19 protein-coding genes are annotated in these 22080 nt (G+C 69.7%); 6 read left to right on the plus strand and 13 right to left on the minus strand.

The window, feature by feature from the left end:
* Positions 1–84 precede the first annotated feature (84 nt).
* Positions 85–2379: a helicase-associated domain-containing protein gene (locus tag NNI01S_RS26950; protein WP_063023355.1), complete on the plus strand. Its 2295-nt coding sequence runs from the start codon at positions 85–87 to the stop codon at positions 2377–2379.
* Here NNI01S_RS26950 and NNI01S_RS26955 read toward each other — a convergent pair whose 3' ends face one another.
* Complete coding sequence (locus NNI01S_RS26955; RefSeq protein WP_169813023.1) at positions 2380–2910, minus strand: LppU/SCO3897 family protein; 531 nt, start codon at positions 2908–2910, stop codon at positions 2380–2382.
* 297 nt (positions 2911–3207) lie between these two features.
* On the opposite strand from NNI01S_RS26955, the gene NNI01S_RS26960 reads away from it, so the two are divergent.
* Entirely contained in the window at positions 3208–4038 is an 831-nt protein-coding gene (locus NNI01S_RS26960) for a hypothetical protein (RefSeq protein ID WP_063023196.1), read from the plus strand.
* A 4-nt stretch (positions 4039–4042) separates the two neighbouring features.
* Here the strand turns inward: NNI01S_RS26960 and NNI01S_RS26965 are convergent, their stop codons facing one another.
* The 5 genes from NNI01S_RS26965 to NNI01S_RS26985 form a co-directional block, all read right to left on the minus strand.
* The gene (locus NNI01S_RS26965) at positions 4043–5464 is read right to left on the minus strand and encodes a M1 family metallopeptidase (RefSeq protein WP_245676387.1); all 1422 of its coding nucleotides are present in this window, start codon (positions 5462–5464) and stop codon (positions 4043–4045) included.
* Positions 5465–5524: 60 nt separating this feature from the next.
* The gene (locus NNI01S_RS26970) at positions 5525–6163 is read right to left on the minus strand and encodes a LysE family translocator (protein WP_063023200.1); all 639 of its coding nucleotides are present in this window, start codon (positions 6161–6163) and stop codon (positions 5525–5527) included.
* 53 nt (positions 6164–6216) lie between these two features.
* Positions 6217–6885, minus strand: a complete 669-nt coding sequence (locus NNI01S_RS26975) for a DUF3239 domain-containing protein (protein ID WP_063023202.1) — start codon at positions 6883–6885, stop codon at positions 6217–6219.
* 41 nt (positions 6886–6926) lie between these two features.
* Positions 6927–8585, minus strand: coding sequence for a DNA repair helicase XPB (locus NNI01S_RS26980; protein WP_063023204.1), 1659 nt, complete (start codon positions 8583–8585; stop codon positions 6927–6929).
* Between the two features lie 136 nt (positions 8586–8721).
* Entirely contained in the window at positions 8722–10791 is a 2070-nt protein-coding gene (locus NNI01S_RS26985) for an acyltransferase family protein (protein ID WP_063023357.1), read from the minus strand.
* A gap of 280 nt (positions 10792–11071) precedes the next feature.
* On the opposite strand from NNI01S_RS26985, the gene NNI01S_RS26990 reads away from it, so the two are divergent.
* On the plus strand, positions 11072–11716 hold the full coding sequence (locus tag NNI01S_RS26990) for a LysE family translocator (RefSeq protein WP_063023358.1): 645 nt from the start codon (positions 11072–11074) through the stop codon (positions 11714–11716).
* A gap of 1 nt (position 11717) precedes the next feature.
* On the opposite strand, the gene NNI01S_RS26995 is transcribed toward NNI01S_RS26990, so the two are convergent.
* The 3 genes from NNI01S_RS26995 to NNI01S_RS27010 form a co-directional block, all read right to left on the minus strand.
* The gene (locus NNI01S_RS26995; protein ID WP_063023206.1) at positions 11718–12272 is read right to left on the minus strand and encodes a dihydrofolate reductase family protein; all 555 of its coding nucleotides are present in this window, start codon (positions 12270–12272) and stop codon (positions 11718–11720) included.
* 49 nt (positions 12273–12321) lie between these two features.
* On the minus strand, positions 12322–13488 hold the full coding sequence (locus tag NNI01S_RS27000; protein ID WP_063023208.1) for a pyridoxal phosphate-dependent aminotransferase: 1167 nt from the start codon (positions 13486–13488) through the stop codon (positions 12322–12324).
* A 304-nt stretch (positions 13489–13792) separates the two neighbouring features.
* A complete protein-coding gene (locus tag NNI01S_RS27010; protein WP_063023212.1) occupies positions 13793–14704 on the minus strand; it encodes a sigma-70 family RNA polymerase sigma factor in 912 nt (303 codons plus the stop codon).
* Positions 14705–14803: 99 nt separating this feature from the next.
* Here NNI01S_RS27010 and NNI01S_RS27015 point away from each other — a divergent pair, with 99 nt between their 5' ends.
* Complete coding sequence (locus NNI01S_RS27015) at positions 14804–15424, plus strand: GNAT family N-acetyltransferase (protein ID WP_063023214.1); 621 nt, start codon at positions 14804–14806, stop codon at positions 15422–15424.
* Between the two features lie 35 nt (positions 15425–15459).
* Positions 15460–15960 carry a class I SAM-dependent methyltransferase gene (locus tag NNI01S_RS27020; RefSeq protein ID WP_245676388.1) on the plus strand — a complete coding sequence of 167 codons (501 nt, stop codon included), beginning with the start codon at positions 15460–15462 and terminating at the stop codon, positions 15958–15960.
* Here the strand turns inward: NNI01S_RS27020 and NNI01S_RS27025 are convergent.
* The 3 genes from NNI01S_RS27025 to NNI01S_RS27035 all read right to left on the minus strand — a co-directional run bounded on the left by NNI01S_RS27025 (position 15937) and on the right by NNI01S_RS27035 (position 18813).
* Positions 15937–17049 (minus strand): 3-deoxy-7-phosphoheptulonate synthase, encoded by a 1113-nt coding sequence (locus NNI01S_RS27025; protein WP_063023218.1) that lies wholly within the window; start codon positions 17047–17049, stop codon positions 15937–15939. The two genes, NNI01S_RS27020 and NNI01S_RS27025, sit on opposite strands and share 24 nt — an antisense overlap.
* 317 nt (positions 17050–17366) lie before the next feature.
* Positions 17367–17837 (minus strand): carboxymuconolactone decarboxylase family protein, encoded by a 471-nt coding sequence (locus tag NNI01S_RS27030; RefSeq protein WP_063023220.1) that lies wholly within the window; start codon positions 17835–17837, stop codon positions 17367–17369.
* Positions 17838–17934: 97 nt separating this feature from the next.
* On the minus strand, positions 17935–18813 hold the full coding sequence (locus NNI01S_RS27035; protein ID WP_063023222.1) for an oxidoreductase: 879 nt from the start codon (positions 18811–18813) through the stop codon (positions 17935–17937).
* A 135-nt stretch (positions 18814–18948) separates the two neighbouring features.
* Here NNI01S_RS27035 and NNI01S_RS27040 point away from each other — a divergent pair, with 135 nt between their 5' ends.
* Positions 18949–20565, plus strand: a complete 1617-nt coding sequence (locus NNI01S_RS27040; protein WP_281180691.1) for a (2,3-dihydroxybenzoyl)adenylate synthase — start codon at positions 18949–18951, stop codon at positions 20563–20565.
* A gap of 49 nt (positions 20566–20614) precedes the next feature.
* On the opposite strand, the gene nbtS is transcribed toward NNI01S_RS27040, so the two are convergent.
* Entirely contained in the window at positions 20615–21925 is a 1311-nt protein-coding gene (nbtS, locus tag NNI01S_RS27045; RefSeq protein ID WP_063023224.1) for a nocobactin biosynthesis salicylate synthase NbtS, read from the minus strand.
* Between the last annotated feature and the right edge of the window lie 155 nt (positions 21926–22080).

A 22080-nucleotide genomic window follows, 5' to 3' on the forward strand; every position in this document is an offset into this window, starting at 1 on the left:
CCCCGGACGCGCCGCAGCCCGCACCGCGCGGCCCGCACCGCCGCACTCCGGCGGGCGGCCGCCCAGCATCGTAGGCTGGATCGGATGACCGCGACCGACTCCCTTGCCGGATGGCTCGGTGCCCGCAGTGATGCCCAGCTCGTGACGCTGCTGCAGCTTCGGCCCGACCTGGCCGTGCCGCTGCCCTCCTCCATGTCCGTGCTCGCCGCCCGCATCGAACAGCGCGCGTCGGTGCTGCGCGCCACGGAAGACTTGAACACCCTCGATTTCGCCATCGTGGAAACACTTGCGATGCATGGAGTGACACGTACCGACGGCGCCCCGCTGCGCCGCGCCGAACTGCATGTGCAACTGTGCGAACGGGTGCCGGCCGCCGAGATGGACCACGCGCTGGAGCGACTGACCGCTCGCGCGCTGGTCTGGATCGACGCCGACGAGGGACTGCATCTGATTCCGGCCGCCGCCGAGGCGCTGCCGTGGCCGATCGGCACGGCGACCGAGATCCCCGATGCCCTCACCGAAACCGAGGTGGTCGCGGCACTCCCCGAGCTCGCCCCGGCCGAACGAGCATTGCTGGAGAAGCTGGCCACGACGGGCCCGCGCGGGCGCACCAGGGACGCCGCCCCGGGCACGCCGCCCGACCGGCCGATTCAGCGGCTGCTGACCCACAGGCTGCTGCACTGGATCGACGACGAGACCGTCGAGCTTCCCGTCACCGTCGGGCAGGTGCTGCGGCGGGAGCCGGTCACCCACCCGCACGCGCTGACTCCGCCGCAACCGGAGACCGTCAAACAGACGCCCGCCGAGGTGAACGCGGTCGCGGCGGGCGAGGTCGGCGAGCTGCTGCGGCACTGCGCCGCCGTGCTCGACGTGCTCGGCCAGGCCCCGGCTCCCGCTCTGCGCGCGGGCGGCCTGGGCGTGCGGGAGCTGCGCCGCATCGCCAAGCAGGCCGGTGTGGACGAGCCGCGCGCGGGTTTGCTGGTCGAACTGCTGGCCGCGGCGAAACTGCTCGAGAAAGGTTTGCCGGACCCGCCGCCGGACTTCGATACGACCGACGACTTCTGGGCGCCGACACCGCTGGTGGACTCCTGGCTGGAATCTCCGCCCGCACGGCGCTGGGCCACGCTCGGATCGACCTGGCTGGACTTGGATCGGATGCCGTGGATGATCGGCATGCGCGATGCCAACGACAAGCCCCTGGCGGCGCTGTCGCTGGAGCTGCGCACCCCGAACGCGCCGCGCGATCGGCGCGCGATCCTCGGTCTGCTCGCGGAGTACCCGTCCGGCACCGCGTTGACGCCCGCGGACATCGGCCGGGTGCTGGCCTGGCAGCAGCCACGTAGACGCAGGAACTTCCGGCCCGAGGTGGTCGAACAGACGCTGGCCGAGGCGGCGGCGCTCGGGTTCGTCGGCCGGGGCGCGCTCGGCTCTGCGGCCCGGGCGCTCCTGCACGCGGCGCCCACCAGCGTCGCCGACGCGGAAGCACAGATGGAGGCGGCGCTGCCGGAGCCGGTGGATCACGTGCTGGTGCAGGCGGATCTGACGGTGATCGCGCCGGGCCCGCTGACCGCCGACCTCCAACGGCGCGTGGCACTCGTCGCCGATGTCGAGTCCGCAGGTGCCGCAACGGTGTATCGGATCGGGGAGTCCTCGGTGCGTCGCGCTCTGGACGCAGGCTTGACGGCGGCCGAGCTGCACGCGCTGTTCGCCACGCATTCCCGGACGCCGATCCCGCAGGCGCTGACCTATCTGATCGATGACGCGGCCCGGCGCCACGGGCAGTTGCGGGCGGGCATGGCGCAGTCGTTCATCCGCAGCGACGACCCGGCGCTGCTGGCCCAGGTGCTCTCGGCGCCGGTGGCGAGCGAGTTGGCCCTGCGGTCCATCGCGCCGACCGTCGCCATCGCCCAGGCGCCGCTGGGCGAACTGCTGGAGCGGTTGCGCGCGGCCGGTTTCGCGCCCGCGGGTGAGGACTCGGCCGGCGCGATCGTCGACCTGCGGCCGCGCGGCGCGCGGATCTCAGTGCGCCCGGCCGCGCGGCAGCCCTACCGGCCCACGCCGCCCAGTACCGAACAGCTCGAATTGCTCGTCACCGAACTGCGCGCCGGCGAACGCGCCGCCAGCGCCAGGTCCGGTCAGGCGGTGCGCCCGGACGGCACCCGGACCAACACCGCCGCCACGCTCGCTCTGCTCCAGCTCGCGGCGCGGGTGCGGCGGTCGGTGAACATCGGCTACGTCGATGCCCAAGGGGTCGCCACGCAGCGGGTGGTGGAACCGTTGAAGGTGGGCAACGGTCAGCTCGACGCGCTCGACCCGGTGACCGGCGCGGTCCGGCACTTCACGCTGCACCGGATCGCGTCGGTCGCCCTGCTGGAATGATCAGCCCTTCGGCTTGGCCGTGCAGAAGGTGGCCTTGGGGTCGGTTTCGATGAGCCGGAAGCTGTCGGCATCCTCGCCGCACAGCAACTCGTCGGCTTGGCCGTCGATCCGCTTCAGGACCTTGAAGGTGGCCTCCTGGGACGAGCAGTCCACGTGCTTGTATCCGGTCGTGCTGCTCTCGTTGTAGCAGCTGCCTTCCTTGAAGTTCGGCGCCAGGCACAGGAACGCGGTGGTACCGCCGGCCAGGGTCTCCTCGTAGGAGGTGTAGTCGGCGGCGCAGTCGGTCTTCTTGTCGGAGGACTGGGCGACCTTGTACACGGCCTTGTCCGACGAGCAGTCCACCGGCTCGGTCTTGGAATCGACCGCCGAGCCCTCGATGACGTTGATGCAGTCGCCGACCTTGGCCTTGGCGGTGTCCGACTTGCCCGCGTCCTCGATCATCGAACAGCCGGCCACCGCGACCACCACCGCGGCCACCGCGACGAGGGCGAGCACGATGCGTGCCAGCAGCCTCGCTCCTGGAAACTTCACCTGAAAACCTCTCTCACCGAACACGTTCACGGGCTCGTGAACGCGGTGAGGATACCCGTACGACCACGGCGGCCGCATCAGCTCACCGGGTGACCGCGAACGGCGGCGCGCTAGATGCTGTGCGTGCCGTACAGCCCCATGAGCGCATAACCCAAGATGCTGGGGAGCAGACGGCCGAGCAGCAGGTACGCAGAGTAATTCACTAGCAACGCCTTTCGCATGTTCTATGCAACTGGACTGTTGTCCGGTATGCGGAGTGTGTCGTCGCCCGAGACCGGGTCGTTACGCTTGGGCAGTATGACCGTCGAGGACGTCGCGCGCGACCTGTACGGGCTGATGCCCGCGGAGTTCGTCGCGGCCCGCGCGGACCGGGCGGCCGCGGCGAAGCAGGCGGGCGACAAGAAGCTCGCGGCCGCCATCGGCAAGCTGCGCAAACCCACCTTGACGGCGTGGACGGCGAATCTGCTGTCGCGCGCCGCGCCCGACGACGTAGCCGCTCTGCTGCGGCTCGGCGCCGCCCTGGCCGCCGCTCAGCGAGAACTCTCCGCCGAACAATTGCGCGACCTGACCGCGCAGCGACAGCAACTGGTCAACGCCCTCGCGAAGAAGGCGGGCGCGCTCGCCGCCGAACAAGGGCATCCGGTCGGCGAGAGCGTCGTCCGGGAGCTCGGCCAGACGTTGACCGCGGCCCTCGCCGACGCGGAGGTGGCCGACCGGCTGCGCGCGGGGACGCTCGTCACGGCCGCGAGCTACGAAGGCTTCGGACCGAGCGGGCCGAATCTGCTCGCGGTCCCCGAACCGGCGCCGCGGCGCGGGCGCGCGGCATCCCGGCGGAAGCCGGACGACAGTACCCGCCGGGAGCTGGCGCAGGCCGAGGAAGCGCTGGAAGCCGCCCGCGCCGACGAGGATTCGGCACGCGCCGCCCTCGACGAGGCGACCGGAGAACTGTCCTCGGCCGAGGAGCGCGTGGCCGCGTTGCGCGACGAGCTAGCCCACGCCGAACAGCAGCAGCAGTTCCGCAAGTCGGCCGCCCGGACGGCGAAGGACGAACTGCACGCGGCGCGCCGCCAGGTGGAGCGCGCCGAACGCACGGTGGCGAAGGCCAGGCAGAGCCTCGAGGACGACTGAGGCGTCAGCTACGCAGTGCGCCGGGGAACAGGTACTCCTCCGGCGGCGGCGCGGTGGTGTTCAACCACGCGTGAAAGAAGCCGGTCAGGTCGATGGGCGACCTGGACTGCACGAAAGCGCGGAACTCGGGCATCGAGGCGTTGCCGTAGGCGTGCGCCGCGAGGAAGTCCCGCACGGCCCCGAAGAACACCTCGTCACCGATCTGCTTGCGCAGTGCGTGCAGGAACAGGGGCCCGCGGTAGTAGACGGCGGTGAACTCTTTCCCGGCGCCGGGGTTCTCCAGCGGAATGCTCCAGAACTTCTGGCTGCCGCGGTATTTCCGGATGGTCTCGCGGTAGTCGTCATCGACATTCTCGCCCTCCATCCGCTCCGGCCACAGGTAGTCGGCGGTATAGCTGGCGAAGCACTCGTTCAGGCAGATGTCCGGCCACTGGCGCACCGACACCCAGTCGCCCCACCACTGGTGCGTGATCTCGTGCACGACGGTCCGCAGGTCGATCGACGGCGCGTAGAGCGGGCGCGTCTGAGTCTCCAGTGAGAAGGAGATGTCGGCGTCCAGGTGGATGCCGCCCGCGGCCTCGAAGGGGTAGGGACCATAGAGATTTTCGGCGAAGTCGAGGATCTCCGGCAGGCGCTGCTCCAGCTCGCGCTGGCGCTCCTCCACATTCGGCGCGAACGCGCTGATCAGCGGTACACCGTTGGCCCTGCGCTGCTCGAGGTAGTCGAACTTGTCGATCGCGACGGTGGTCAGATAGCCGAGCACCGGCTTGGCGTTGAACCAGCGGACCGTCCGTTTGTCGCCGCGCACCACGTTCTCGACGGGCACGCCGTTGGAGACCACCTCCCACTCCGCGGGAACGGTCGCGTTCAAGCTGAACGTGGCCTTGTCCAGCGGAGTGTCGTTGAGCGGGTACCAGCTGGTCGCCGAGTGCGGCTCACCCGCGACGAACGCGCCGCCGCTGGGAGCGAAGGTCCATCCCTCGCCGTTGGTGTTCACCGCGGGGCCCGCGTAGTCCACGGTGACGGTGAACGGCAGGCCGGGCAGCAGGGCGAGCGCGGGAGTCAAGGTCAACTCGTGTTCGCCGTTGCGCTCGAAACCGGCGGGAAGCCCGTTCACCGATACCGTGCGCACCTCCGGTCCCGCGTAATCGAGGTTGAACACGCGCAGGGCCTGGGTGGCGTGCGCGGTGATGGTGGCGGTGCCCGCCAGCGCACGGCTCGGCGGGTCGTAGTCGATCGCGACGTCGTAGTGGTGGACGTCGTAGCCGCCGTTGCCGTCGAGCGGGTAGTACGGGTCGCCCAGCCCCGGCGCGCCGACCAGCGGGTCCGGGGGCGGGTCGGCGTGCGCGGGCACCCAAGACCCCGCGACGACCACGCACGCGAACGCGGCGCACATCCGGCCGGACAACCTCATACGAACGACCACCCCTTTCCACCCCGCCTGTTGCCGGTACCGGCGCACCGACTTCGCTGGATGGTAACGGCTTCAGTCGCCGCTTCCGGTGAGCGCCACCGACGCGCCGACACCGAAGATCATCACCCCGCCCGCGCCGCCGACCGCCTCCAACCTGCGCGGCGACTTGGCGAACCAGGACCTCGCCGAGGCGGCCAGCAGCGCCCACGCGCTGTCGGAAACCAGCGCGATAGCCAGGAAGATCGTGCCGAGCAGGAGGAACTGCCACGACAGCGAACCCGCGGCCGGGTCGGCGAAGTGCGGGAGCACCGCGGAGAAGAAGACGATCGCCTTGGGGTTCGTCAGCCCGACGATCGCGCTCTGGCGCAACACCCGCGTGTGGGGCTCCGGTTCGACGGCGGCGCCCAGCGCCTCACGCAACGCCGAACGCTGACGGATTGCCTGGATTCCCAGATACATCAGATACAGCGCGCCCGCGAATTTGACCACGGTGAGCGCCAGCGCCGACGCGGTGAGCAGGGCGCCGAGACCGAAGGCGACCAGGACCAGGGCCGCGTAGACGCCCGCTGCGTGCCCGAGCACCGACAGCAGCGCCGCGCGCCGGCCGAGTGTGAGCGCGCGACCGATGGTGAACAGCACCCCGGGACCGGGTACGACGATGATGACGACCGCGGCGGCGACGAATGCCAGCAGATCGGACGCTGGAACCATCTTTCGAGTCTATGCGCAGGCGCAACCGGTAATGCGGGCGATCGCAGCCGGATTCAGGAACCGAGGTCGCCGGGTAGGTGATGCGGGTCGAGCAGCAACCGTTTCGTCGCGGTGCGGCGCACCTTCTCGGCGAGCGCGAGATTGTCCGTGAGCAGCCGCCACTCGGCCTCACTGATCGCCGCGCGAGCGCGGTCGATGACCGAGCCGTCGGTGGTGCCCCAGGCGATCGGCATGGCGCTCACCGATTGCCAGCGCTGACCCACCTGCCGGGGGGCGCGGTCGGTGCGCACCGCGACCGACGGCACCCGCTCCCCCGCCCTGGCCTTGTGGCCGGGGAGGTCGCGGACTTTCCTGGTCACCAAGGCGTAGCGCGGATCGCTCGTCTCCGGCGTCGAGACATCGACCAGCGCGAGCAGCACCACACCCGAGGGACGCGCCTCCGAGACGACCGCGGGGACGAGCTCACCGTCCGCGTACAGCTTGTCGATGCTGGAATGCCACGGCGTCCACAGGGCCACCCACAACGCCGTCACGGCCCCGAGCGCGAACGCGACCGCGAGCAGATACGCCCAGGGATGATCCAGCCAGATGAGCAACGCCGTCCCGGTCGCCGCGACGACCGCGGCGGCGATCGCCAGGAGACGCAAGCGGCGAAGGTCGGCGAAGACTTCGTTGACCGCGTGGGCGTGCCTGCGGTCCACCGCGAATTCGAAGCGTCGCACGCCCTCATTCCTAGCATAGTTTGCGGAGGAAATGCCTCCGCTTATCCGATGGCGGGTCCGAGCAAGTCGTCGGCGTCCGTGATGCGGTAGGCATACCCCTGTTCGGCGAGAAAACGCTGACGATGCGCGGCGTATTCGGCGTCGAGAGTGTCACGCGCGACGACCGAGTAGAAATGCGCTTGGCCCCCGTCGTGTTTCGGACGCAGCAGCCGGCCGAGACGCTGCGCCTCCTCCTGCCGTGAGCCGAAGGTACCCGAAACCTGCACCGCCACCGACGCTTCCGGTAAATCGATGGAGAAGTTGGCCACCTTGCTCACCACGAGTACCGGGATTTCGCCGCGCCGGAAGGCGTCGAAGAGTTCCTCGCGTTCCTTGGTCTTCGTCGAGCCCTGGATCACCGGGGCGTCGAGTGCGGCGCCCAGTTCGTCGAGCTGATCCAGGTAGGCCCCGATGACCAGGCTGGGGGCGTCCTGGTGCTGGGCCAGGATCGACTCCACCACGGCGATCTTGGTGTGCGCGGTCGAGCACAGCTTGTACCGCTCCTCCGGCTCGGCGGTCGCGTAGGTCATCCGCTCGGCATCGGTGAGCGTGACCCGCACCTCGATGCAGTCGGCGGGCGCGATCCACCCCTGGGCCTCGATGTCCTTCCACGGCGCGTCGTAGCGCTTGGGGCCGATCAGCGAGAACACGTCGCCCTCGCGGCCGTCCTCGCGCACCAGCGTCGCGGTCAGGCCCAGGCGGCGACGGGACTGGAGATCGGCGGTCATCCGGAAGACCGGCGCGGGCAGCAGGTGTACCTCGTCGTAGATGACCAGGCCCCAGTCGCGGCTGTCGAACAGTTCCAGGTGTTTGTACTCGCCTTTGGTACGGCGCGTGATCACCTGGTAGGTGGCGATGGTGACGGGGCGGATCTCCTTGCGTTCGCCGGAGTACTCGCCGATCTCCTCCTCGGTGAGCGAGGTGCGCGCGAGCAGTTCGCGCCGCCATTGCCTGCCCGCCACCGTATTCGTGACCAGAATCAGCGTGGTCGCCTTGGCCTTGGCCATCGCCGCGGCGCCGACCATCGTCTTGCCCGCGCCGCAGGGCAGCACCACCACGCCGGAGCCGCCCGCCCAGAACGAGTCGGCGGCCATCTGCTGGTAGTCGCGCAGGTGCCAGCCGTCGGTCGCGTAATCCAGGTCGATCGGGTGCGCCTCGCCGTCGACGTAGCCCGCGAGGTCCTCGGCGGGCCAGCCGATCTTCAGCAGCATCTGCTTGATCCGGCCGCGCTCCGACGGGTGCACCACCACCGTGTCGTCGTCGATGCGCGCACCGAGCATGGGCGCGATCTTCTTGTGCCGGAGCACCTCCTCCAGCACCGCGCGATCGAGGCTGACCAGCGTCAACCCGTGCGCGGGATGCTTCACCAGCTGCAACCTGCCGTAGCGGGCCATGGTGTCCACCACGTCGACCAGCAACGGCTGCGGCACGGCGTACCGGGAGAAGCTGACCAGCGCGTCCACCACCTGCTCGGCGTCGTGGCCCGCCGCTCGCGCGTTCCACAGCGCCAGCGGCGTCACCCGATAGGTGTGCACGTGCTCCGGCGCCCGCTCCAACTCGGCGAACGGCGCGATCGCCTGCCGCGCCGTATCGGCCAACTCGTGGTCGACCTCCAGCAGCAGCGTCTTGTCGCTCTGCACGATCAGCGGACCGTCGTTCACAGTCCCTCCTCAGTTAGATTCCCCGCCATTCTCCCCGACCCCTCCGACAACCTCGCAGGTTACCGGCCCTTCCCGCGAAACGCGGTCGGCAGCGACCGGGTGTAACGCCGGAAGGCCGCGATGTCTTCCCTACTCCTCAGCCGGGTGCGAGCGCGCGGTCGGCGAGCGCGCCCATGACCGGCGCCAGCGTCGTGGCGTAGCTGATCGTGAGGTGGTTGTCGTCACGGTAGACCAGGGCGTTGCCCACGATGACCGGGCAGCGAGCCGTCGTGCAGAACAGTGCGGTCAGGTCGGCGTACTGCCCGCCTCCCGCGGTGGCCGCCGCGTGCTCGGCCGCGATGCCCGCGTCGTCCACCGCGACCGTCCGGGCGGGTGCACAGGCCGAAGCGTCGTCGAGATGATCGGCCACGCACGACGGCACAGTGCCCTGCGGATCGGGAATCCCACCGAGCACGAGGACCCCGGCGCCCATGGCTCGCAGCTCGGCGGCCAAACGGCGCACGGCGTCGATCCACGCGGGGTCGTAGGAGACGAAGCCGAAGTCGCCGCCGTAGCGCCGGGACATGCTCACCACGACCAGCCGGGGACGTTCCTGCCGCAGCCGGGTCATGATCTGCCCGCGCCACTGCTCACATTCGGTGTACCCGCGACCGAGATAGGGGCTGGTGATGGGCAGGTCGAGCAGCGGACAGGTGACCTTCGCCATCGTCTCCAGCCGCCAGTGTCGCGATGCGGCGATCTCCTCGAACGCCGGTTGCCACATCGCCGCGTGGGAGTCGCCGACCAAGGCGACCGTGGTCGCCGCCGCCATGTCACCTGAGGCGCACTCGCCTTGGCCCACGTCGTGCCAGGAACGGAAGCAACCGTTGTCGAACACCTCCGCCCGGTCGCCTCGCGCGTTCGCCAGCGAGGGAGTGAGGTTCGACGGAACAGCACGGACCTCCGCCGCCGCCGCGACCGCCGCCTTGGTCTGCGCCGTCAACTGCTCGACCGCCGCGCCGTAAGGATCTATGGCCGGAGTAACCGGTGCGGCGGGTGTGGTGAGCGTCAAGCTCTGCGCCGCCGCACCCCGCCCGGCCGGAGCGGGCACGACCAGGAGCAGTGCCAGCGCCACTCCGATCGCGATCGCGGTGCTCACGCCGCCACAGGCGAGGCCGAGCGGGCCGGACCCGCGCAACCGGGCGGCGAAGCGAACCGGATCCTCGATCAGCCGCTTGGTGAGCAGGGCGAGTCCGCCCGCCATGGCGACCGCGGCCAGCGACCCGACCAGCCCGAGGGGGTGGCCGAGCGCATGCGGCGCCAGCACCAGCACCGGCCAGTGCCACAGGTACCAGGAGTAGGACAGTCTGCCGATCGCCTGCAGCTCGGTCACGGCCAGGACGCGTCCCACCCCGAATCTCGTTTCCACACCGCCGCTCGCGATCAGCAGAACCGCGCCCAGCACGGGCAGCAGAGCCGCGACGCCGGGATAGGGCGTCTTCTCGTCGAGCTGCGCACACGCCGCGACGATCAACCCCGCACCCACCCATCCCGCGCAGGCCGACACCGATTTCGGTAGCCGAGGCCAGAGAACGGGCGACAGCGCCACCATGCCACCCGCCGCCAGCTCCCAGGCCCGCGCGGGCAACGCGAAGAACGCCCACGGTGGCATGGTCCGGGTCCAGATCAGCGATATCGCGAGCGACAGTGCGCCGACGACCATCAGGACGATCAGGTAGGGCAGCACGGTGACCGAATCCCTCCGGCGCCGCCGCACGAGCCAGGCCGTCGTGATCAGGAGCGCGGGCCACACCAGGTAGAACTGCTCCTCCACCCCCAGCGACCAGAAGTGCTGGAAAGGGGAGGGCGGCGTGTCCGCGGCGAGGTAGTCGGTGCCGTGCAGGGCGAAGCGGTAGTTCCCGGCGTACAGCGCGCCCGCGATCCCGTCGCCGAGGACTTGGCGGGCTTGCAAAGGCGGCAGCAGCACGGCCGCGGCGATCGCCGTGGCGACCAGCACGACGCCCGCCGCGGGCAGCAGCCTGCGAGCGCGCGCACCGTAGAACCGCACCAGTCCCACGGTGCCGGTGTCCGCCGCTTCCCGGCAGAGGATTCCGGTGATGAGAAATCCGGAGATGACGAAAAATACGTCCACCCCGACGAATCCACCGTCGATCCCCGGCACACCCGCATGAAAGAGCACCACGGCCAGCACGGCGACCGCACGCATCCCCTCGATATCGGGGCGGAACGCCGCTACCGGCGACACTCCGTCGAATCGGTCCGCCCGCCGATTTCCCAACCCGCTGACCGTCGCCGCCATGGGCAGCATTGTCATCGGTCAAGTCGGCCGAATCCCGCCGACTCGCCGCCGGCCAGATGCCCTGGCCTGCATCTTTTCCTGGGCACCGCCGGTTTCCGCAACGCCGGCGCAGGCTGGGCTCCCTCCCCGTCCAGCGGTTGCCGAGTGGACCGCGACAGAGGGCAAGGAGGTGGGTGAGGATCAGGTCATGATCGAGATGGCGGCGGTGGCGGGGGTTGCGGTGGCGGCATTGGGGATGGTGCTCACGCCCGGGCCGAACATGATGTATCTGGTGTCGCGGACGGTGTCGCAGGGGCGGCGGGCCGGATTGGTGTCGCTGGCGGGAGTGGCGGCGGGATTCGGGGTGTATCTGGCGGCGGCGACGGCCGGGATCACGGCGGTGTTCGCGGCGGTTCCTGGCCTGTATCTGGCGGTGAAGCTGGCGGGGGCCGCGTATCTGGGATGGCTGGCCTGGCAGGCGGTGCGGCCGGGCGGCGTCTCGGTGTTCACGCCCACGACGCTGTCCGCGGACCCCACCCGGCGGCTGTTCGCCATGGGGCTGGTCACCAACCTGCTGAATCCGAAGATCGCGATCATGTACATGGCGCTGATCCCGCAGTTCGTCACGCCGGGGCACGGGAAGGTGTGGTTGCAGAGCCTGTGCCTCGGCGCGGTGCAGATCGCGGTGGCGCTCACCGTGAACGGCCTGATCGTCCTCGGTGCGGGCGGCCTGACGAGCTTCCTCACCGGCCGCCCGCTGTGGCTGCGCACCCAGCGTTACGTCACCGGCACCATGCTCGGCGCCGTCGCCGCGCTCCTCGCCACCGACCGCGCGCGGCCGGTACCGGCCTGACTCAGCTCGGGCCCGCGGTCAGGCGATAGTGCAGTTCGGCGAATTGCCCGGCCTGCTCGACGCCGATGAGCCGCATCCGGGTGGACAGGATGCGGCGCGGCAGCAGCGGGGCGCCCGCCCCGAGCGTCACCGGGACGACGCTCACCATGATGTCGTCGAGCAGTCCCGCGTCGGCGAATTGCCCGGCCAGGTCGCCGCCACCGAGGATCCAGATATTGCGGGCACCGGCCGCCTCGGCCATCTCTCCGTGCACCGCCTCGACCGCACCCGAGACGAACCGGAGATTCGCGCCGGGTATGGCGGGCAGCTCCCGGTGGGTGAACACCCAGCACGGGAGATCGCCGTAGTACTTACGCCAGTTCTCCGGCGGCTCGTTGGCCACCATCCACGCATAGGTGGTCGCGCCCATGCACATGGCGCCGACCTGTGCGAGGAAGCCCGTCATGCCCGCCTGCGCCTCGTCCGCTCCGTCCACCTCGAAAAGCCAGCTGAGCGAGTTCTCCGTGTCGGCGAGGAATCCGTCGAGACTGGTCGCCGTGTAGTACTGGGTTGCCATGGCACGCACGATGCCAGCGAAACCTGACAGATCACGGCAAGGTTTGCGATCAGCCGTGACGCAATCGCCGGACACCTTCGTCCAGCGTCTCGTCCCGCTTGCAGAAGGTGAAACGCACCAGCTGACTCCAAGCGGCGATGTCGTCGGCGAACGCGATGACCGGCACCGCCGCCACCCCGAGGCGTTTGGGCAGTTCACGGCAGAACGCGAGACCGTCGCCCGCACCGAGCGGGGTGATATCGGCGACGATGAAGTAGCCGCCCGCGCTCGGGTAGACCCGCATCCCGGTGTCGGCGAGCGCGGCGGAGAGCCGGAGCCGCTTCTCGGACAACGCGTCCCGCAGCTCGGCGACCCAGCCCAGTTCGTGCTCGATCGCGTGCGCCACGGCGGGCTGGAACGGGCCGCCCGCTACGAAGGTGAGGAACTGCTTGGCCGCGAGCACCCCATCGATCAGCTCGGCGGGCCCGCATGCCCACCCGGTCTTCCACCCGGTGACGCTGAACGTCTTCGCCGCGCTCGACACCACAACCGTCCGCTCGGCCATGCCCGGCAGGGTGGCCAGGCTGACATGTTCGGTGCCGTCGTAGACCAAATGCTCGTAGACCTCGTCGGTGAGCACCAGGATGTCGTGCTCGCAGGCGAGGTCGGCGATCGCCTGCAGATCGGCGCGTCCGAGCACGGTGCCGGTGGGATTGTGCGGCGAGTTGACGATGAGCATCCGGGTCGCCGGGGTGATCGCGGCGCGCAGGCTGTCCAGGTCGAGGACGAACCGATCCCCGTCGGCCACCAGGCGTGCCGTGCGCCGCCGGGCGCCGGCCAGCGCCACGGCCGCGGCGTAGGAGTCGTAGAACGGCTCGATCAGCACCACCTCTTCGCCGGGCTCGACCAAGCCGAGCACCGCCGCGCTGATCGCCTCCGTCGCGCCGACCGTCACCAGCACCTGCGAATCGGGGTCGTAGTCGGTCCCGTAGCGCCGCGCCCGGTCGTCGGCCACGGCTCGGCGCAGCACCGGCATTCCGCGTCCCGGCGGGTACTGATTGAGCCCGTCGGCGATGGCGCGACGCGCCACTTCCAGCATGCTCGCGGGCCCGTCGGTGTCGGGAAACCCCTGGCCCAGGTTGACCGCGTCGTGCCGGACGGCGAGCTCGGTCATCTCGGCGAAGATGGTGGACGCGAAGGGGCGCAGGCGGGCAACGGTCTGGTGTCGCGAGGGCATAACCGGAGAGTAGCCCCCTATGACTAGCTCGCTGCGATCCCTGCTACCGGGCAGCGGTGTACCGCACGAATCGATCCACGGGCATCGATCCGGCTTCGCGCAACCGGACGCGGTCCGCTGTTGCCCAGCGAAAACCGGTCCGGCTCGGCGGCGTCATGACCGATTCGCTCCAGCGGCGAGCGCGTCGTGCTCGCCGTCGAACTGTCCACCGACATCACCGGCCGGCCGAGCACCGACGTCTTGCCCGGTTTCATGAGGCTCACCCCGAGCGCATCGAAGTCGTCCCGATGGCATCCCCGCCGACTCAACCCAGCCGGACGCCGCCCAGCTTGGCCGGATTCGCCAGATCGTAGGTGCCCCAGATCAACCCGTCTCGCACGGTGAAGCCGACCACTCGCGTGGGATAGCCGCTGCGGCCATCCTCTGCCGGACGCGCCGCGACGTTGAGACCCAATTGCCCGTTCACCGAGACGAATTCGTACACCGGCGACGCCTCCGCCAACCCGTACTTGCGCACCAAGCCCAGGTAGAAGCGGGCAATGCGATCCGCACCGTGCAGGATGTTGATCGCGGTGGCGGTGGTGCCGTTGGCATCGCCGATCATCACCGCCTCCGGGTGCAGCGCCGCGGCGACGGCGGTCACGTCACCGGAACTGAGCGCGACGAGAAAGCGCTGCACGGCGGCCTCGTGCTCGGCATCGGGCACCGGTTGCGGCGCCTGCGTCACCGCCTTGCGGGCGCGCACCGCCAGCTGCCGCGCGGCGTCGGCCGAAATGCCGAGGATGTCGGCGATCTCGTCGAATGGCACCGACAACCCGTCGTGCAGTACGAAAGCCACACGCTGCGGCGGCGTCAGGGTGTCCAGCACGACCAACGCCGCGAACCGGCATTCCTGCTTGCGCACCACAGCTTCCAACGGGTCGGGAGCGCTCGACGGCGTGCGTGCGGTGACCACGGGCTCCGGCAGCCACTGACCCACGTAACTTTCCCGCCGCGCCGCCGCACTCCGCAGGCGGTCCAGGCAGATCCGGCTCACCACGGTGGTCAGCCAGGCCCGCAGATCGTCGATCTCGGACTGATGCGCACCCGCCAAGCGCAACCAGCTCTCCTGAACCGCGTCCTCGGCGTCGCCGACGCTGCCCGTCAGCCGATAGGCGACCGAGAGCAGATGCGCCCGATGTGACTCGAACAGGTCGGAAAGCAGCGCGGCAACCATCGAGGGGAAGTCTACGATCCGGTCGGCAGCCGCCCCGCGCCGCCTCGACGGCAGGCAATCCGGATGAGCCACCGGGCCCTTCCGTGACAGCATGGCGCGATGGACCACCACGCGCTGTCCAACGGAACGATCTGGCTGTCGGCTCCGACGGCGGCCGATATCGACGCCATCACCGAGTGCTGCCAGGATCCGGCGATCGCGGAGTGGGTGACCATCCCGGTGCCGTACGTCCGCGACAGCGCCGTGGCCTTCATCGACGAGATGGTCGTTCCTGGGTGGGCGGCCCGCAGCCCCACCTGGGCGATCCGGCTGCGCGCCGATGGACCGGTGGTCGGCATGATCGGTCTGAGCGAACGCGACGAGAGCGCGGCCGAAATCGGTTTCTGGCTCGCCCCGGCGCAGCGGTCGCGCGGCCTGATGACGCAGGCGGTCGAGCTCGTGTGTGAATTCGGCTTCCGCGCCGACGGTCCGGCCCTGGAGCGGATCGCCTGGCGCGCGTTCGTCGGCAACTACGCGTCGGCCGCGGTCGCGCGCCGCGCCGGCTTCCGGTACGAGGGCCTGTCCCGGCTCGGGAGCATCCAGCGCGGTCGACGCCGCGACCACTGGCTCGCCGCCCGCCTGCGTACCGACCCGCCCGGCCCGGCGGACGACTGGCCTGCCGAATTCCTCCGTGGCCGGGCATCCATCGTCCAGACGCCCGACGAAGCTCGCGCACGATGACGGCCGACCCACGATTCGCCTGGATCGTGCGAACCATGGCGGTGCGGCCTGCCGACCGGGTGCTGGAAATCGGCCCCGGTTCCAGCGATTCGATCGCCTACCTCGCCGAGCGGGCGATCGACGGCATGGTCGTCGGCGTCGAGCGCTCCGCCACCGCCGTCTCTCGCGCAGGCCGACGACACGCCGCGCGGCTGGAGTCGGGACGGGTCCGGTTGGTGCACGCCGACCTCGCGGACCTGGACCCGGACCGGCTGCTGCGCACGACCGGGATCGGCGCGGCAGGTTTCGACAAAATCCTGGCGGTCAATGTCAACGTGTTCTGGACCAAGCGCCCCACCGCAGAACTCGCAGTGATCCGGCGACTGCGGGCGCCGGGCGCGACGCTGGGACTCTTCTACGGATATGGCACACCCGACGCCGCGGATCCGACCAGCCCGAAGCCGCCACTCGCTCGGCTCACCGAGCACCTCACGGAGGCGGGCTTCGCTATCCGGACCGTCTCCTCCGGCGACTTACTGGGTGTGCTGGGCTGCTGACGATTCGCGCCGCTGCCGCACCGCGTCGGCCAAGTGGTCCAGTTGCGCGGCGGTGGTTTCCCAGTCCAGGCACGCGTCGGTGATCGACTGGCCGTAGGTGAGCTCCTCGGCGTGGCCGAGGGTGAGATCCTGGCGCCCGGCGACCAAGAAGCTCTCCAGCATGAGGCCGACGACACCGGGCTCGCCCGCCGCCAGCCGCCGCGCGATGTCGGTGACCACGTCGACCTGCTTGTTGTGGTCCTTGTTGCTGTTGCCGTGGCTGGCGTCCACCACGATCCGCTGCGGCAGTGACGCCTTCTCCAGCCGCAGGCACGCCTCGGCGACCGAAGCCGCGTCGTAGTTCGGCCCGGCGCTGCCGCCGCGCAGGATCACGTGGCAGTCCGGGTTGCCGGTGGTGCGGATGAGCGCGGAACGACCGTCGAGGTCGGTCCCGGGGAACACGTGACTGGCCGCCGCGGCGCGCACTCCGTCCACCGCCACCTGGACGTCTCCATCGGTGCCGTTCTTGATGCCGACCGGCATCGACAGCGCGCTGCTGAGCTGGCGGTGTACCTGGCTGGCCGCGGTGCGCGCCCCGATCGCACCGTAGGACACCAGATCCGCGATGTACTGCGGAGTGATCGGATCCAGGAACTCACAGGCCACCGGAAGACCGAGGGCGGTGATGTCGACCAGCAGCTTGCGGCCGAAGCCCAATCCGGTGTTGACGTCGAACGAGCCGTCCAGGTGCGGGTCGTTGATCAGGCCCTTCCAGCCCAGGCTGGTGCGCGGCTTCTCGAAGTAGACCCGCATCACCACGTGCAGCCGGTCACCGAGTTCGGCGGCCTTCGCCGCGAGACGGCGCGCGTAGTCCAGCGCCGCGGCGGGGTCGTGCACGGAGCACGGGCCGACGATCACCATCAAGCGATCGTCCGCGCCGTTCAGCACGTCGACGGTGGCCCTGCGTCCCGCACGGACGGTGTCGGCGAGGGCATCGGTGATCGGATGCACGCGACGCACCTCCGCCGGCGAACGCAGCGGGCTCACGTTGAGGGTGCGTTGATCGTCCAGATCGGAATGCCGTGCGTCGACGTCGGCTGCGGTTGTCATGTCGTGGGTTCCTTTTCTCGGAGGCCGACCCACGGATGCGAATCCCGTCGAGCCGTCCATCGTCCGGCTCGGGGTGGGGGTTGTCAGCGCACGTGGTTGCCGCAGACCAGCCCACCCAGGGCCGGCTTGCTAAACCAGAAATACACGTGCTGCACGTCAGGGACAGTACCAGTCCGCAACCGAGCGGTGAACTGTGTCATCTGCCACGCCTTCGGCACGGCGTGTTCGCGGCCCTCTTCAGGGGTCGACTACGACAGCGCGCCGTTCCGGGCCTGTCCGAAGGCCCCGAACGACGCGGGCGGCGACTGGCGATCGGCTCATCCCCACTGACCGGGCACGTAATCACCGGCGGGGGTGCGGGCGATGACGTTCATCCGGTTCCAGGCGTTGATCATCGCGATGGCGGCGATGAGGGCGGCGATCTGGTCGTCGTCGTAGTGCTTGCGCACCTCCTGCCACACCGCGTCGCTGACCACGCGACCGTCGCCGATCCGGGTGGCCTCCTCGGTGAGCGCCAGCGCGGCGCGCTCGGCCTCGGTGAAGACGGTGGCCTCGTGCCAGGCGGCGATCAGATTGAGCCGCACGGAGGTCTCACCGGCGTGCGCGGCGTCCTTGGTGTGCATGTCGGTGCAGTAGCCGCAGCCGTTGATCTGGCTGGCGCGAATCTTCACCAGTTCGTAGGTCGCGGCATCCAAGGTGGAGTCGTTGATCACCTTGGAGGCCATCGTGAGCCGCTTGATGAAGCTGCCGCCGACCGGGTTGGCGAAGAGTTCGAAGCGCTGTTCCATGATTTCCGTCCTTATGCCGTTCCTTGGGGGTTCATCAAGAGGACGGCGCGGAAAGACGGAGTGTGACAACGCGTTATGCGACGTGTGTCACAGCAGCTCAGTTCGTGAAGTCATAGGTGACTCCGGTCAGCTTCTCCGACAGCTCCCACAGGTCGGCGGCGACCTTCTCGTCCCTGGACGCTTTCGACGATCCGGACGGTCCCGGGTATCCGCGCATGCCGGCGAGCCCGGTCGGCCCGTAGTAGCCACCCGGCTGGACGTCGGTGGTAGCGGCATACAGCGTTGGCAGCGCGCCCATCGCGGCGGTCTGCGCGAAGACCCGGTTGCCCACCGACATCACCCGGTCGAGGAACGACTCGGTGTGGGACTGCAACTCGGTGGACGCGTAACCCGGATGCGCGGCGACCGAAACCTTCGCGGATCCCGCCGCGGTCAACCGGCGCTGCAACTCACGAGCGAACATCAGGTTGGCCAGCTTGGCCTGCCCGTAGGCGGCCCAGCGCTGATACTTGCGCCGCTCCCAGTTCAGATCGTCCAGGTCGATCTTGCCGACCTGGTGCGCGCCGCTGGATACGGTGACGATGCGGTCGGCGATCTTTCCCAGCAGCAGCCCGGTGAGCGCGAAATGGCCGAGATGATTTGTGCCGATCTGCTTTTCGAACCCGTCGGCGGTACGCCCTTCGGGCAGAGCCATCACGCCGGCGTTGTTGATCAGCACATCGGCGCCGTCGACGCCATCGGCGAACGCCCGGACCGAAGCCAGGTCGGCCAGATCCAATTCCCGTACCTCGGCACGGTCGCCGAGTTCGGCGGCCACCCGCTCACCTTTGGCAACATTCCGGCAGGCCAGCACCACCTCGCCCCCCGCGGCGGCCAGCGCACGGACCGTTTCGGCCCCCAGGCCGCTGTTGGCCCCTGTCACGATGAACTTCCGGCCGCTCTGATCGGGAATGTTCGAGGTGTCCCACCTGGTCATGACGGAAAGTCTAGTGCGCGGCGGCCCACGGCGGCACGTTCGAACACGCCGGGGCCTACGCCACACGACCGCCTTGCAAGTAGGGTTGCCTAACCTATTTAAGGGAACCCTTTGCTCGACCCTGTGAGGCTGACCGTGACTTCCATTTCGACCGAGTCCGCGCACCGCGACGGCTACGTACCTTTTCCCGCGGACATGGCCGCGGAGTACCGAGCGGCCGGCTACTGGTCCGGGCGCCCGCTCGGGGACCTCTTGCGCGCGACCGCACAGCGGCATCCACAGCGCCCCGCCCTGTTCGAGGCGGAGGGCACGCGCAGCTACGCCGACATCGACGCCGCCGCCGACCGGATGGCTCACGGACTGCTCGCGCTCGGCATCGCGCCCGGCGACCGGGTGGTGGTCCAGCTGCCGAACGTGCCCGAGTTCCTGACGGTGCTGTTCGGCCTGCTGCGCGCCGGGATCATCCCCGTGCTGGGCCTGCCCGCGCATCGGCGGGCGGAGATCGAGCATCTGGCGCGGCTTTCCCAGGCGGTCGGCTACATCGTCGCCGACCGGGCGGGCGACTTCGACTACCGCGAACTCGCCTCGGCGGTGCGGGAGGCGGTGCCGTCGCTGCGTCACGTCGTCGTCCTCGGTGACCCCGGGCCGTTCGTCGACCTCGCCTCGGTTCCGCGCGACGGCGGCGAACTGCCCGGGATCGATCCGGGCGACATCGCCCTGATGCTGGTCTCCGGCGGAACCACCGGCCTGCCCAAACTGATCGCGCGCACGCACGACGACTACGTCTACAACGCCACCGCCAGTGCGGAGGTGTGCGAACTGACCGAGCGAGACGTATATCTCGCGACGCTGCCCGCCGCGCACAACTTCCCGCTCGCCTGCCCCGGGATCCTCGGCACCGTCGCGGCCGGCGGCGCGGTGGCCTTCGTCAGCGACCCGAGCCCGGAGAACGCGTTCGCCGCGATCGAACGGCACCGGGTGACGGTCACGGCCGTCGTACCGCCGCTGGCCCAGCTCTGGTGCGCGGCCACCGAATGGGAAGAGGCCGACCTGAGTTCGCTGCGTCTGCTCCAAGTGGGCGGCGCGCGACTGGCCGAGGTCAACGCGAAAGAAGTGACCCCGGCACTGGGCGCGACCCTGCAGCAGGTGTTCGGCATGGCCGAGGGCCTGCTCAACTACACCCGGCTCGACGATCCGGCCGAACTGCTGCACACCAGCCAGGGCCGTCCGCTCTCGCCCGCCGACGAGATCCGCGTGGTGGACGGCGACGGCAACGACGTGCCCCCCGGCGAGGAGGGCGAGTTGCTGACCCGGGGGCCGTATACGATCCGCGGCTATTACCGTGCGCCGGAGCACAACTCGCGCGCGTTCACCCCGGACGGCTTCTATCGCAGCGGTGACCTGGTCCGCCGCTTGCCCAGCGGGCATCTCGTGGTGTCCGGCCGGATCAAGGACGTGATCAACCGCGGCGGCGAGAACGTCTCCTGCGACGAACTCGAGGAACACCTGCTCGCCCACCCCGTCGTCCGGCATGCCGCCGCCGTCGGGCTGCCCGACGCTGCCCTGGGCGAGAAGGTCTGCGCCGTACTGGTCGTCGACGGTGAGATGCCGGCGCTTGCCGAGATCAAGACCTTCCTCGCCGCCCGCGGTCTGGCCACCTACAAACTGCCGGACGTGCTGCGCCGCAGCGAGAAGCTGCCGGTCACGGCGGTCGGCAAGATCGACAAGACAGTGCTGCGCGCCCAGCTGTAGCGCGGCCCACGGGCAGTGCACCGACGGTGCGCTGCCCGTACATCTTCCGCTATGCCTTGACGACGTAGGGAGCGATGCTGCCCAGCTTCTCGCAGGTCTCCTCGAATTCGCGCTCCGGCCGGGACTGGCCGACAATGCCCGCGCCCGCGCGCAGCCAGGCTCCCTCGGCGGTCTGGTACACCGCGCGCAACACCAAGGTCGCCTCCAGCGCGCCGGTCGGGGAAACGGTCACCACCGCACCGGAGTACAACCCGCGCGGATCGTGATCGAGCCGGAACACCGAGTCGACGCCCTCGCGCTTCGGGATTCCCGAGGCGGTCACCGACGGGAACAACACTTCCAGCGCGTCCCAGCTGGATCGGTTCGCGGCCAGCCGCCCACGTACGGTGGACGCCAGATGCTGCACGCTGCCCCGCTCACGCACGGCCATGAAGTCCGACACCGCGGACGTGCCGGGATCGGCGACGGTCGCGATCTCCGCGAACGAGGTCTGCACCGAAATGGCGTGCTCCACGATCTCTTTCGGGTCGGTGATCAGGTCCGCCCTGGCGGCGAGGTCGGCCGCGACACCGCGGCCGAAAGCGCGGGTGCCGGCCAGCGGCTCGGTGGTCACCACCCGGTCGTCGTCCACGGACGCGACCAGTTCCGGGCTGAAGCCCGCCGCCTCCAAACCGCCCAGCCGCAGCAGGAACGACCGCGCCGGGGTGTTGTGCGCCCGCCCGAGCCGATAGGTGGCCGGAACATCCACCGTGAACGGTAGATCGACCTTCCTGGACAGGATGACCTTCTGGTATCGCCCGGCCTGGATTTCGCCGACCGCCTCGGCCACGCGGTCGCGGTAGCCGGTGGGGTCGATGCGGATGTCGGCCGGATGCGCCTGCGGCAGTCCGGTGTTCTGCGACTGCGCGATCAGGTCGTGGATGTCTCCGGCTTCCGTCGGCGTCGCGCCCGAGATCCGCACGCCGGACTCGCCCACCCGCACCTCGATTCGAGGGATCATCAGGTGCGCCAGCGTCGTACGCGGGTCCAGGTGCTCGGTGGCGTCCAAGGCCCACGCGCAGAACTCGAATCCGATCCAGCCGTAAGCATTTCGACCATCGAGGGGCAGTGCGCCGAGAGCGCGGTCGATCACTCCCGCCGGATTGCCCTCCCACCGGCTGATGGTGGTCCGCCCTTCCCAGGTGACCCGCAACTCGCGCACGTCCAGTTCGACACTGCCGATCGGATCGGCCGCGAACACCCACTCCCCCGGGCGCTCGTACATCACGTACTCGCCGAACCGATCCGCCCCCGCCAGCCGGGACATCGCTGCCGCCGGATCGGTTACATACTCAACCCGCAGGCGTTCCGTGGTCGACAACGATCCTCCAAAGGGTACCCTGGCCCAACTCGTGGAGGTAAGGTTAGCATTACCTGCATCGCGGTGCGGGTGTGCTGGCGGCCACAGCTTCGGCGCCGGCGACCTGCCGGAAGAGGGTGCGCGTCCGGCAAGCACTTTCGCCGCGTTCGCGCCGC

The sequence above is a fragment of the Nocardia niwae NBRC 108934 = DSM 45340 genome (assembly GCF_001613465.1).
GTDB classification, from domain to species: Bacteria; Actinomycetota; Actinomycetes; order Mycobacteriales; family Mycobacteriaceae; genus Nocardia; species Nocardia niwae.

Bases quoted from the DNA above. Each gene is read 5' to 3' on its own strand.
- NNI01S_RS26950 (WP_063023355.1), top strand. From the start codon at position 85: ATGACCGCGACCGACTCCCTTGCCGGATGGCTCGGTGCCCGCAGTGAT.
- NNI01S_RS26960 (WP_063023196.1), top strand. From the start codon at position 3,208: ATGACCGTCGAGGACGTCGCGCGCGACCTGTACGGGCTGATGCCCGCG.
- NNI01S_RS26970 (WP_063023200.1), bottom strand. From the start codon at position 6,163: ATGGTTCCAGCGTCCGATCTGCTGGCATTCGTCGCCGCCGCGGTCGTC.
- NNI01S_RS26985 (WP_063023357.1), bottom strand. From the start codon at position 10,791: ATGCGTGCGGTCGCCGTGCTGGCCGTGGTGCTCTTTCATGCGGGTGTG.
- NNI01S_RS26990 (WP_063023358.1), top strand. From the start codon at position 11,072: ATGATCGAGATGGCGGCGGTGGCGGGGGTTGCGGTGGCGGCATTGGGG.
- NNI01S_RS26995 (WP_063023206.1), bottom strand. From the start codon at position 12,272: ATGGCAACCCAGTACTACACGGCGACCAGTCTCGACGGATTCCTCGCC.
- NNI01S_RS27000 (WP_063023208.1), bottom strand. From the start codon at position 13,488: ATGCCCTCGCGACACCAGACCGTTGCCCGCCTGCGCCCCTTCGCGTCC.
- NNI01S_RS27010 (WP_063023212.1), bottom strand. From the start codon at position 14,704: ATGGTTGCCGCGCTGCTTTCCGACCTGTTCGAGTCACATCGGGCGCAT.
- NNI01S_RS27015 (WP_063023214.1), top strand. From the start codon at position 14,804: ATGGACCACCACGCGCTGTCCAACGGAACGATCTGGCTGTCGGCTCCG.
- NNI01S_RS27020 (WP_245676388.1), top strand. From the start codon at position 15,460: ATGGCGGTGCGGCCTGCCGACCGGGTGCTGGAAATCGGCCCCGGTTCC.
- NNI01S_RS27025 (WP_063023218.1), bottom strand. From the start codon at position 17,049: ATGACAACCGCAGCCGACGTCGACGCACGGCATTCCGATCTGGACGAT.
- NNI01S_RS27030 (WP_063023220.1), bottom strand. From the start codon at position 17,837: ATGGAACAGCGCTTCGAACTCTTCGCCAACCCGGTCGGCGGCAGCTTC.
- NNI01S_RS27035 (WP_063023222.1), bottom strand. From the start codon at position 18,813: ATGACCAGGTGGGACACCTCGAACATTCCCGATCAGAGCGGCCGGAAG.